14 protein-coding genes and 3 tRNA genes are annotated in these 11,849 nt (G+C 38.8%); 8 read left to right on the forward strand and 9 right to left on the reverse strand.

Annotated elements, in window-relative coordinates:
- Positions 1 to 198: 198 nt before the first annotated feature.
- Both carA and VXM68_RS20035 read right to left on the reverse strand, forming a co-directional pair.
- The gene (gene carA / locus VXM68_RS20030; protein WP_294182735.1) at positions 199 to 1,299 is read right to left on the reverse strand and encodes a glutamine-hydrolyzing carbamoyl-phosphate synthase small subunit; all 1,101 of its coding nucleotides are present in this window, start codon (positions 1,297 to 1,299) and stop codon (positions 199 to 201) included.
- A gap of 229 nt (positions 1,300 to 1,528) precedes the next feature.
- Entirely contained in the window at positions 1,529 to 1,714 is a 186-nt protein-coding gene (locus VXM68_RS20035) for a DUF2752 domain-containing protein (protein WP_366770006.1), read from the reverse strand.
- Between VXM68_RS20035 and VXM68_RS20040 the strand changes: the two genes are divergently transcribed.
- Positions 1,664 to 1,810 carry a hypothetical protein gene (locus tag VXM68_RS20040; RefSeq protein ID WP_293954662.1) on the forward strand — a complete coding sequence of 49 codons (147 nt, stop codon included), beginning with the start codon at positions 1,664 to 1,666 and terminating at the stop codon, positions 1,808 to 1,810. The two genes, VXM68_RS20035 and VXM68_RS20040, sit on opposite strands and share 51 nt — an antisense overlap.
- A gap of 23 nt (positions 1,811 to 1,833) precedes the next feature.
- Here VXM68_RS20040 and VXM68_RS20045 read toward each other — a convergent pair whose 3' ends face one another.
- The 6 genes from VXM68_RS20045 to VXM68_RS20070 form a co-directional block, all read right to left on the reverse strand.
- Positions 1,834 to 2,187, reverse strand: a complete 354-nt coding sequence (locus VXM68_RS20045) for a TM2 domain-containing protein (RefSeq protein WP_293954660.1) — start codon at positions 2,185 to 2,187, stop codon at positions 1,834 to 1,836.
- Positions 2,188 to 2,363: 176 nt separating this feature from the next.
- Positions 2,364 to 3,362 carry a GTPase ObgE gene (gene obgE / locus VXM68_RS20050; protein WP_209574762.1) on the reverse strand — a complete coding sequence of 333 codons (999 nt, stop codon included), beginning with the start codon at positions 3,360 to 3,362 and terminating at the stop codon, positions 2,364 to 2,366.
- A gap of 36 nt (positions 3,363 to 3,398) precedes the next feature.
- Positions 3,399 to 3,968: an adenylate kinase gene (locus VXM68_RS20055; protein ID WP_293954658.1), complete on the reverse strand. Its 570-nt coding sequence runs from the start codon at positions 3,966 to 3,968 to the stop codon at positions 3,399 to 3,401.
- 74 nt (positions 3,969 to 4,042) lie between these two features.
- Positions 4,043 to 4,116: transfer RNA gene (locus VXM68_RS20060), tRNA-Arg, on the reverse strand.
- Between the two features lie 169 nt (positions 4,117 to 4,285).
- Positions 4,286 to 4,359: transfer RNA gene (locus VXM68_RS20065), tRNA-Arg, on the reverse strand.
- Positions 4,360 to 4,386: 27 nt separating this feature from the next.
- Positions 4,387 to 4,460 (reverse strand) — tRNA-Arg (locus VXM68_RS20070).
- Between the two features lie 186 nt (positions 4,461 to 4,646).
- Here VXM68_RS20070 and VXM68_RS20075 point away from each other — a divergent pair.
- On the forward strand, positions 4,647 to 5,489 hold the full coding sequence (locus tag VXM68_RS20075) for an alpha/beta hydrolase (RefSeq protein ID WP_293954656.1): 843 nt from the start codon (positions 4,647 to 4,649) through the stop codon (positions 5,487 to 5,489).
- An 88-nt stretch (positions 5,490 to 5,577) separates the two neighbouring features.
- Here the strand turns inward: VXM68_RS20075 and VXM68_RS20080 are convergent, their stop codons facing one another.
- The gene (locus VXM68_RS20080; protein ID WP_293954654.1) at positions 5,578 to 5,913 is read right to left on the reverse strand and encodes a DUF3276 family protein; all 336 of its coding nucleotides are present in this window, start codon (positions 5,911 to 5,913) and stop codon (positions 5,578 to 5,580) included.
- A 266-nt stretch (positions 5,914 to 6,179) separates the two neighbouring features.
- Here VXM68_RS20080 and VXM68_RS20085 point away from each other — a divergent pair, with 266 nt between their 5' ends.
- The 6 genes from VXM68_RS20085 to VXM68_RS20110 all read left to right on the forward strand — a co-directional run bounded on the left by VXM68_RS20085 (position 6,180) and on the right by VXM68_RS20110 (position 11,564).
- Positions 6,180 to 7,067 (forward strand): LiaF domain-containing protein, encoded by an 888-nt coding sequence (locus tag VXM68_RS20085; protein WP_367209799.1) that lies wholly within the window; start codon positions 6,180 to 6,182, stop codon positions 7,065 to 7,067.
- A gap of 3 nt (positions 7,068 to 7,070) precedes the next feature.
- Entirely contained in the window at positions 7,071 to 8,117 is a 1,047-nt protein-coding gene (locus VXM68_RS20090) for a sensor histidine kinase (protein ID WP_367209800.1), read from the forward strand.
- Positions 8,110 to 8,850, forward strand: a complete 741-nt coding sequence (locus tag VXM68_RS20095) for a LytR/AlgR family response regulator transcription factor (protein WP_367209801.1) — start codon at positions 8,110 to 8,112, stop codon at positions 8,848 to 8,850. The genes VXM68_RS20090 and VXM68_RS20095 overlap by 8 nt, the downstream gene beginning before the upstream one ends.
- Positions 8,851 to 8,881: 31 nt before the next feature.
- A complete protein-coding gene (locus VXM68_RS20100) occupies positions 8,882 to 10,312 on the forward strand; it encodes a serine hydrolase domain-containing protein (protein ID WP_367209802.1) in 1,431 nt (476 codons plus the stop codon).
- Positions 10,313 to 10,418: 106 nt separating this feature from the next.
- The gene (locus VXM68_RS20105) at positions 10,419 to 11,393 is read left to right on the forward strand and encodes a 2-hydroxyacid dehydrogenase (RefSeq protein WP_367209803.1); all 975 of its coding nucleotides are present in this window, start codon (positions 10,419 to 10,421) and stop codon (positions 11,391 to 11,393) included.
- Positions 11,394 to 11,405: 12 nt separating this feature from the next.
- Positions 11,406 to 11,564: a hypothetical protein gene (locus VXM68_RS20110; RefSeq protein WP_293954643.1), complete on the forward strand. Its 159-nt coding sequence runs from the start codon at positions 11,406 to 11,408 to the stop codon at positions 11,562 to 11,564.
- Positions 11,565 to 11,849: the final 285 nt, after the last annotated feature.

Raw genomic sequence — 11,849 nt, forward strand, 5'->3', positions numbered from 1 at the left:
CTATAATTTATTTTCATTACTTAGTGTAGATAAGACACACTCTTATCTACAGACATTTTCCACAACCAAATATAACAAAAAATGTATTTATTCCCCCATTTATTCTGAATAAAATGTGCATATTTTGACTAATTGATATGGTGGCTTAAATAAAAAACCCTTCAAAATATGAAGGGTTTTTATATAATATTAGACGTTTTAGTTTTTGATCATTGCTACAAAATCATCAAATAAATAACGTGAGTCATGAGGACCCGGTGATGATTCGGGGTGATATTGCACCGAGAATGCTTTTTGCCCTTTGATACGGATCCCCTCAATAGACTGATCGTTCAAATTAACATGTGTTACCTCAACGCGATCAGAGTTTTCAATGTCTTCAGCTACAACCCCAAAACCATGGTTTTGCGACGTAATTTCACAACGATTAGCAATGATATTCTTCACGGGGTGATTGATCCCACGGTGTCCATTATGCAATTTACTGGTGCGGATACCATTTGCCAATGCGAGGATCTGATGACCTAAACAAATGCCGAACATTGGTTTATTCGCGTTCAAAATAGCTTTTACTGTCTCAATAGCATAATCCATCGGAGCTGGATCACCAGGACCATTGGAAATAAAGTAACCATCCGGATTCCATTGTTCCATTTCTTCAAATGTTGTCTTCGCAGGAAATACCTTCGTAAATACATCACGAGCTTCAAAATTCCGCAAGATATTTTTCTTGATTCCCAAGTCCAAAACCGCTACACGCAACGAAGCATTTTCATTACCGAAGAAATAAGGTTCTGTTGTTGTTACTTTTGATGACAGCTCAAGTCCATCCATTGAAGGAACTTCCGCCAATTGACGCTTTAATGCTTCCACATCCAATGTTTCGGAAGAAATTATTGCATTCATTGCTCCTTTATCCCGTATATGTCTTACCAAAGAACGCGTATCCACATCAGAAATACCAACTAAATTCCCCTCTTCAAAATAGCTTTGAATAGATTCATCAGCCATTTTACGACTATAGTTGATGTTGTAATTCTTACAAACCAATCCCGCAATCTGAATGTGATTTGATTCGGTATCGTCCTCATCAATACCATAGTTGCCAATATGGGCATTGGTCGTTACCATGATTTGTCCAAAATAAGATGGATCTGTAAAAATCTCTTGATAACCGGTTGTTCCCGTATTGAAACAGATTTCCCCAGTAGTCGTACCAATTTTACCAGCGGCTTTACCGTGATAAACTGTACCATCTTCTAAAACTAAAATTGCAGGCAATTTGCTGTAGTTGGTCATTATCGATGTAATATTATAAAATGTGTATCCTTACTTTTATGAATTTTAAAGCCTTCTTGATTGGATATAAAAAAAGCCCTCAAATGGGCTAAATCAATTAACAATGCATCATCACGATTGACAAACCGTTTCCTAAGGCACCTACCAATAAAGTCTTTTCTTTAATTTTCACGGGAGACAAAGTTAAGACTTATCGCTTAAAAGTGAAAACATTTTTCATTTTTTTATTTCACCTTGATTCCAACCGCCAAAAGCGAATAAAATCTCTCAGAGTCAGCGCAATTAACACCGGCACAATCAAGTAGATCAATGGATTTTCTAACCACGCCTCTTGCCACCGCAATTGCAACAAAGCAATAAAAGCATGCGTAAGGCCACATCCCGGACAGTTATATCCACTTATCGCCTTCCACACACAGGGAATAAGAATGTGGATATCTGCGGAAAGGTGCAAGCCAATAGCAATCCCGAAATACCCGATGATCAACGCGTATATCCAATGATGTCTTAGGTATTTCAGGACTAAAATAATCATTAATTGTTTATCGGACTTTTAATGTAATTGCCGTCCGCATCCTTATATTTTCCGACAATAATCATAATCAAATCGATCAGATACCAAATACCACAGCCGCCCAAAGTGACTAACTGAATTACTGCCGTACCAATTTGTCCCAAATAAAACCGATGCGCACCAAATGGTCCCAAAAAAATACAAAACAACAGAGCCGGTAACCATCTATCGTCCTGAAACGTAGTATTTTGTTGTTGAAAGGGCTGGTTAGCATAAAATATCGGCTGTCTTACACCGCAATACGGACAAACTTCGGCCTTGATAGTAATCAATTTACCGCACTGCACGCAATACTTTTCGTCTTCTGTTTTCATTTAGATTTAGTTTGGCGACGGAATAGAAACCCTCCTCCCATCATGAATAAAATAATGGAGTTAAATTAGCAAAAAAATCTAAAAAAAAATCTTTTTTTAACTGCCTATACAAATTATTATAAACAATAAAGGCGCTTCGTATCTTAAAGCACCTTTACTGTTTATGTTTTCGAATTCTAAGAGTTGATCGCTTTCCAGATCATATCTTTCAATGGCAATATATTCTTACCAGTCACCGAAGAAATGAAAATATAAGGAATATCTTCCGGTAGTTCCTGTTCCATCTCCTTCTCCAACTCTTCGTCGAGCATATCAGACTTGGTAATAGCCAACAATTTTGGTTTATCGGCCAATTCAGGATTATAAGCGGTCAATTCATTTAAAAGAATGGCATACTCTTCACGGATAGTCCGGTCCGTATCAGCAGGGACCATAAACAACAACACTGAGTTGCGCTCAATATGTCGTAAAAAACGATAACCCAAACCTTTCCCCTCAGAAGCCCCCTCAATAATTCCCGGAATATCAGCCATTACAAAGGAACGATTGTCCCGATAGCTCACCATACCCAAATTAGGTACGAGCGTCGTAAATGGATAGTTTGCGATTTCTGGTTTTGCAGCAGATACGACCGAAAGCAACGTCGATTTACCAGCATTTGGGAATCCTACCAATCCCACGTCAGCAAGAACTTTCAGTTCCAGTATCATCCACTGCTCTTTACCAGGAAGGCCTGGTTGCGAAAACCGCGGTGTCTGTTGCGTAGGCGACTTAAAATGCCAGTTACCCAGACCACCTTTTCCACCCGGCACCAGTATCCTGGTTTCACCTTCCTCTGTAATATCAAATAACACCTCGCCAGTCTCCGCATCCTTTGCTATAGTACCCAGCGGAACCTCCAATATCTCATCGCGACCAGTTGCCCCCGTACGTAGAGAGCTGCCGCCAGACTCACCGTTTGACGCAATAATATGCTTACGATATTTTAAATGGAGTAACGTCCAGAGATTAGTCGTTCCTTTTAGGATAATATGACCTCCACGACCGCCGTCACCACCATCAGGCCCGCCTGTAGCCGTGTGTTTATCACGGTGCAAATGAGCCGAACCTGCCCCACCATGTCCAGAACGACAACACACTTTCACATAATCAACAAAATTCGAACCTTGCGCCATTATAATTTATTACAGTCTAAAAAGTATTTACCTTAATTAATAATTATCGATGATATCCGTTAAGCTCTTAAAGATAGTGTCGATATCACCGATACCGTTCACTTTAGAAAGCTTACCCTGAGCCTCATAATAAGGCAATACATGAATTGTCTTTGTGAAATATTCATCAATACGCTTCACCAATTTATCAGCATCATCATCCGCACGTCCAGAAATCTCTCTGCGTTTGGCAATACGATCTTTCAATTCATCCTCATTTACATCCAGTGCGATTACGACTGCAATGGAGGTGTTGATACCTTCTAAAAAAGCGTCCAAAGCCTCAGCCTGCGCAACAGTGCGGGGAAATCCATCAAAAATAAATCCTTTTGCATCCGGATTTTTCTTTACTTCCTCCTCCAGCATTGCTATTGTAATCGAATCTGGCACTAAATTCCCTTCAGCAATAATCTGGCTCACTTGCTGACCAAGTGGGGTTTGACCTTTAATATGTGCTCTAAAAATATCACCAGTAGAAACGTGCACCAATTGATATTTTTCAATAAGCTTTGCAGATTGGGTTCCCTTACCTGCACCCGGAGGGCCAAATATTACAAGGTTTAGCATAGTTTTATTTAAGAAATTAAAACGAGTTAAAAAATAAAAGCCTAATCACAGATGATGACTAGGCTTTTCAGTCGTGCGCTCCAAGGGAGTCGAACCCCTAACCTTCTGATCCGTAGTCAGATGCTCTATCCAATTGAGCTAGGAGCGCAATAAACCAATACGTTTAGAACTCTGTCCCATTTGTTTTGGTGATGCAAATATAGTCAGAATTCGTTTTTTTACAAATTTTTTTTCAAAAAGAAGTCTATCACCCCCCTTCGACTGCTTGTAAGCAGCTTCTAAAATAAAAGCCAATCAAATTGATTGGCTTCATTATGTGCACTCCAAGGGAGTCGAACCCCTAACCTTCTGATCCGTAGTCAGACGCTCTATCCAATTGAGCTAGGAATGCCTTTTTTATCATACAGAATCTGTATCGTGCGCTCCAAGGGAGTCGAACCCCTAACCTTCTGATCCGTAGTCAGATGCTCTATCCAATTGAGCTAGGAGCGCTAGGCAACCAAAATAAAACAGTATTCATTTCCGTTTTGGTGATGCAAATATCGTGATATTTATCAATTTAACAAACATTTTTTCTCTTTTTTCAACTTTATACAACAACATTTCTTTTATCTCGTTGATAATATTATATTTAAAATATAAACTTTTTTTTTCAGACACGGACAAATGCTATTATTCATGAACAAAAGAGAATTAAAGCGCAGTAAAATACGCATTGGAGATATTAGTATTTCCTATTACATCAGACCGAGCATCTTAGCCCCTTCCCCCAAAACCATTATATTTATCCATGGTTTCCCATTTAATAAAAACACCTGGAAACAACAGCTTCAGAATTTGGATGAAGACTATACGGGTATAGCAATTGATGTTCGAGGACATGGCCTTAGTACCAACGGGCATGGTTTTTTCTCCATTGATGTCTTTGCCAAAGATCTGGTAGAATTTATTCGCAAACTCGACCTCAACCACGTCATCCTGTGCGGAATTTCCATGGGCGGCTACATCGCACTGCGAACCTACGAATTGATCGGGCAACAGCTCAAAGGCCTTATCCTTTGCGACACTAACTCCGTTGCTGATGACAACAAAGCCAAGCAAAAGAGATTCGATGCGATCCAGGCTTTACTCAAATATGGCAGACGGCCTTTTGCCATTGGTTTTATAGGCAATGTATTTCACGAGAAAACAATTCGGGAAAATCCCGAAGCTGTTGAACTGATCAAAAGCTGCATACGGAGAAATGAAGTTGCCAGCATCTGCGCGACACAACTCGCTCTCGCATCCCGGACAGACACAAGCCATTCACTGAAAACAATTATTATCCCGACATTGGTTATAAAAGGTAAACACGACAAGTTGATGAGCGACGAACAGACCAATATACTCATCGAAAATATACCCGATGTCCGCTATATGGAATTTGAAGAATCTGGTCACTTGCCCAATCTCGAGGAACCCGAAAAATTCAATACGGTATTAAATGATTTTCTGCGAAGCATTCCGCTAGTCTCATCCTAGGCCGGCATACAGGGAATACTCGTCAAACAATGAAAAAGCCACATCAGTGGCTTTTATTTCTTTTTTTTTAGAATTTCGTGCTAAAATGCTAGAACGAAAACTCGTCTTTGGAACGCGCTCCCGCTTCTTCAGCGTATGCATCGTCAAAGTTAGGCTCATAACGCTTCTCGATTACCTCCTGGTTAGATTTGATGTAGTTCACCACATCCGTCAAACCTTCTGCGAACTTTTCAAAATCCTCTTTGTACAAGAAAATCTTATGCTTAATAAACTGGCCATCCTCAAAGCGCTTCTTGCTTTCTGTGATAGTAATGTAGTAATCGTTCGATCGAGTTGCTTTTACATCAAAAAAATAAGTACGCTTACCTGCTCTCACCTTTTTTGAAAAAACTTCTTCACGTTCTTTGTTTTCAAAATCTCCCATTGGTTGTTATTTAAGTTTAAAGTAATCTTAATCTTTGTTAAATATATAATAATTCATTTTAATCCACCAAATAATATTAAAAAAAAACACAACAACGCGTAAAAGTGGCAGTCAACTCCTTTTTATAATAGGATGAAAAATCAAACATCCAGATTTTTTACCGACGAAATCATTACATTTACCGAAAATATAAGTTGTATTACCTAAAGCAAATATGTAGAATATATTTGTGACGCTATCTTTGAGTCATAAATAGTAAAAACATTATGGAAAAAGAACCCATCATACCAAACAGCAATAATAGCCGCAATATTGTAGGAGCGATCGTAATTATCGTAGGTATATTCTTATTACTGAATAACCTAAATCTAGGAGGTTGGTTCCCAGATTGGTTATTTGGTTGGCAAACGATATTAATTATTATTGGATTAGTCATCGGCATAAATTCCCAATTTCAGAAAAAATCGGCGATTATTCTATTGATCATCGGTGGAGCAAGCCTCATCTCGAGAATGATGCGTACAGACTTTGGATCGGTAACCGTTCCTATCATTATCATTTCTCTAGGGATTTACTTTATTATGAGCAAAAGAAAACCTCCGATGGTTCCTCCCACGTATCCCAATCCGCCACAAGGATCTTATGACTGGGACAAGCGAGTAACCGTGCCTACCGAAGGGATGACAGACGACAACCTCAATGACCAGGAATCAAGACCATTTAATGAACAATATGATCCAAACCGACAAGCCTCGCCTAATCAGCAGGCTTTTGGCGACAATGGAAAAGATCATTTCCAACAGTCATTTGAGGATAACCTCAATCTGAACACGATCTTTTCAGGGCAAAGGCAAAAGAAAGTTATTTATTCTAAAAATTTTAGAGGAGGTAATTTGACCAATGTATTTGGAAGTATAGAACTGGATTTAACAAAAGCTGACATCCAACAGCCGATTGTGATCGATACGTTTCAATTGTTTGGTAGCGCACGCATTATAATCCCCCCGCATTGGACGGTGTTCAGTAACGTTGCTTCCATCTTAGGATCTGTCGATGACCGCCGCTTCCAAACGATCTATAACCCCGACACGAATAAAAAAATCTATATTACAGGTACTTGTATTCTAGGTAATTTAACCATAAAAAATGCTTAATGAATGAAAAACAAGCTGTTTCTCAGTATTAAAAGTCGTTTAATTGGCATTATATGTATATCCGTATTTGTCGGATATCTCGCGTTACAATACTTATTGATGCTTCGTTCTGGCTTTGACCAACAACTCGCATTCAAAGATTCTTTTATCAATAGTGTAGTCATGATGTTCTGTTGTTATGGCATGTCATCTGCACTAAACTTCTATACCCCACAACCAAGGGAAATATGGAAAGTACTTATTATCGGCTTAATCATGGGCGGAATAAGCATCGGATTAAGCCGATCCTTAATGAGTTATTTTATTCAATCTAACTTCACCCCTCTCCTTGATTTAACTTTACCGTATCGCGGCATTGTTAATTTTCTCATATTAACATCGGTTGCCATTATCAATATCGTTTGGAATATTCAAGAAGACAATATCAATAATATCAAACGAAAACAAGAGTCCGAAAATCTGCTTCGGGAAGCCGAATTATACAATCTCAGGCAACAATTGCAACCACACTTTCTATTTAATAGCCTCAATTCCATTATAGCTCTTATTGGTGCAAATCCCGACGAAGCCCGCAATATGACATTCCAGCTCTCGGATTTTCTGAGAGGGACGCTAAGGAAGGAAAATAACCAAATCATCACACTCGAAGAAGAACTAGACCATCTACAGCTTTATCTCGATATCGAGAAAGTACGTTTTGGACATAGACTAAATACATCCATATCCTCGTCAGAAGAAATTTTTAACAACAGACTACCCGCAATGATCATCCAACCCCTTGTAGAGAATGCGATTAAGCACGGTCTCTACAACGTGAGGGATCAGGTCGAAATAAAAATAAAATGCCAGTCAAACGAAGGTCAATTATGGATCCAAATCACCAATCCTTTCGACACTGAAGAACAATCTAAACCAAAAAAAGGCACTGGATTTGGACTCTCAAGCATTCAACGTCGATTGTATCTTCTCTATGGAAGAAATGACCTGCTGGAAACGCAAATACTAGACAATATATTTATCAGTACCCTAAAAATACCTCAATATGATTAAAGTCGTTATTATCGATGATGAACCATTGGCACGCTCGATTATTGCCGGTTACTTAAAAAACGAGACCGATGTAACTGTCGTTGCCGAATGTGGAGATGGTTTTGAAGGCGTTAAGGCTATTCATACTCATGAACCTGACTTAATTTTTCTGGATGTTCAGATGCCCAAATTAACGGGTTTTGAAATGCTTGAACTCATTGACAGTCCGCCAGCTGTTATTTTTACAACTGCTTTTGATGAATATGCTTTAAAGGCTTTTGAAAAAAATGCATTAGATTACCTATTAAAACCGGTATCACCTACGCGTTTTAAAAAAGCAATAGAAAAATTTAGGACAAACTTCTCGGCTCCAGAAAAAAAAGCACAGCCCAACTATGAGGTGCTTACAGCCCAAGACGAAACAAAAATTGACCGTATTGTTGTCAAAACAGGTACACAGATCAAGATTATTCCTATTGATACAGTCAAATATCTAGAATCTTACGATGACTATGTTAAAATTCATACCAAAGACGGTATGTACCTAAAAAATAAAACGATGGCATTTTTCGAAAAAGCGTTGGATTCAAATCAATTTGTCCGTATCCACCGTTCTTTTATCATTAAAGTCGACCAATTGGCCAAACTAGAACCTTATGAAAAGGATTCTTACATTGCAGCATTAGTGTCAGGGGAAAAGCTTAACATCAGTAAATCAGGCTATGCGCGATTAAAACAATTGATTGGAATTTAAACATTCCGTAGATTTGTGCCCATCAATAGTTATGAAACATTTTATTACACTAATATTGCTGGGCATCTCATCGTACTCTTTTGCCCAACCAGGTTCCGAAGAACAAATCAACAGAGGAGTATATAATAAGCTGGAGTTTTTTATCAATTCCCAGATGACCGACTCAGCCTACAATTTGGCCAGCGATTCATTTAAAAAACAATTTAGCCTTGCCCGATTCACGCAGGTACTCGAAAATTTATACCCATTAGGAAGAGTAAAAAGCTCAACACGAAAAGAATTTGAAAAAGGAATCGCAACTTATCAGATGGACTTCGACAGCAAATCTTACGATGTCATCTTCGCAACGGATCCTACCCTAAAATTTCATACGTTAAAGTTTACTCCTTCAACGACAACACCACAAGTCGAAAAAACGATTATGGTGCCAGCTACACAAAAATCGGTAGATAACGACGACCTATTTATTGATTCTGTTGCGCACGCTTACCTCAAACAACAAAATACACAATCCCTTTCCATTGGTATTATTAAGAATGGACAAACCAAAACTTATTTTTATGGCGAGGCGGCCAAAGGAAACCAGAGTCCACCTACAAAAACTTCCATTTATGAAATTGGTTCGTTAAGTAAAGTTTTTACCGCTATCCTTTTGTCAAATCTTGTCGAAGAAGGAACAGTTACCTTAGATCAGCCTATAAGCCTATTCCTTCCCGACTCACTCAAAAAAAATGAAGAGCTTTCGAAAATAACGTTTCAAATGTTGGCTAATCATACCTCCGGCCTACCTAGGCTTCCGGATAATTTCGGCAAAGTAGACGGTTATAACGAGAAAGATCCTTACAAAACATATGACAAAAAAGCACTTTACAACTACCTTTCAGGCTTTAAAAACACGAAAAATCCGGGTGAAGAATATGAGTACAGCAATCTTGGTTATGCTGTTCTTGGAGATATTATTTGCGGTCTTTATAAAAAAAGTTACGATCAGCTTGTAAAGGACATTATCTGTAAACCACTTGAAATGAACAATACTTTTCAAGTATTAGAATCTAAGAGAAAAGATACTTTTAAAGTATATAACAAAGAAGGCCAAGAAGCATTACCTTGGTCGTTTAATGTATTTGCCCCAGCTGGTGGGCTAAAATCCACCCTCGAAGATCTACTTAAATTTGCCAACGCGCAATTCAAGATGCCGCAGAATCCATTGGAAAATGCTATGGCAAATACCAGATTATTTACATTTTTTTTACCACCCGATACAGACCTCGGCTTGGCATGGCATATGAGTTTGATTGACAACCTTACAGTCTTCTGGCACAACGGCGGAACGGGCGGAAGTAGTTCCTATCTCGCCTTATCACCAGATAAAAAAAGTGGAGTGGTCATGCTGTCAAATTCAGCTTTCTCTACCGATGATCAAGGTAAAGCTATTTTAAATTATCTCCTCCATCAGAATTAAAGATTAAAACATCACGAATAAAAAGCCATATTGAAACAACAATATGGCTTTTTTTGTTGTCATAGTGTCAATAAGTTTTAATGATAATAAAAAAGCATTTATATATATGAAGATATTCATCACAAAAAAAATTCCACAAAAAGGCATAGATCTATTACAATCCGCAGGCCACGAGATTACAATTCACGAATCCGCCAGCCCACTGTCCGAAAATGAGCTCATCGAAGCCAGCCAACAATGCAACTATGTTCTTAACGGTGGGATGCAAAAGTTTGATGCCCATTTTTTCGAAAACTGCCCCAACCTGAAAGCCCTATCACTCATGAGCGTCGGCTATGATAATGTGGATATTTCAGCCGCCACACAGCACGGAATCCCTGTAAGTAACACCCCGGGTATACTCTCTGGGGCAACAGCAGACGTCGCTTTTCTTTTAATGCTAGCGGTATCAAGAAAAGCATTTTTCAACCATAAAAGAATATTGCAGGGTAAATGGGAAGGGTTCGATCCTACTGAAAACCTAGGCATCGAACTCAACAATAAAACACTGGGCATCTTTGGACTGGGACGTATTGGCTTTGAACTAGCCCGAAAAGCCAGAGCAGCGTATAACATGGAAATTATCTACTATAATCGAAGTAGAAATGAAGAAGCAGAACGGGTTTTGGGTGCTAAATATGTACATTTCGATGAATTGCTAACGCGTAGCGACGTACTTTCCATACATGCTGCCTTGACAGCGGAAACTAAGAGCAGTTTTGACAAAAATGCATTTGCGCGCATGAAAAACTCCGCTATATTGGTCAATACAGCAAGAGGTGGATTGGTCAATGAATTCGATCTGAGAGCGGCACTGAAGGCTGGCGAATTATGGGGCGCAGGACTTGACGTGACAGACCCTGAACCGATGACACCAGATAACCCGCTCTTAGGAATGGACAATGTATGCATTCTTCCTCACATCGGGTCGGCCACCGTAGAAACCAGGGATAATATGGCTTTAATGGCTGCTAACAATTTATTGGCAGCAATCAGAGGTGAAAAAATGCCACAAATCATCAATGGAGAAGTTTATCAATAAATAATTGCACCAATGAAAAGAAGATTTTATCAGCTGTTGAACAGCGTAAATAAGGCCATCTTACCTCGATACAGTCAGATGGATCCGCTAAAATTAAAAAAGTACCAGCAGGCGATTATTGCCTACAGGTACTTTGTTCTTATCCACGCACTGGGAGACGAACAGGATTAGACTTTTAAACTCCCTTGTTCCACTTGGGTTGGAAACAGTATTCCACAATTTCGTGATAAAGGCTATTGCCAAATCCTTTTCCAATTACTTTTTCTTCCGAGCAAATTATGTTTCTTCTGATGGTTGGAACATTTTTTGAAAAATTTAGCGAAACAAAAACAACTTGCGCATTCAAACAGGCGTTGAACTACGACATCATCACTTACCAACCAAAACAACACGATCGTTGAAAAACACCATAAAACAACAAATAAGCACCACTTAAAAAAGAATATTTAACTTAAT

This window comes from Sphingobacterium sp. R2 (assembly GCF_040760075.1).
In the GTDB taxonomy this organism is placed as follows: domain Bacteria; phylum Bacteroidota; class Bacteroidia; order Sphingobacteriales; family Sphingobacteriaceae; genus Sphingobacterium.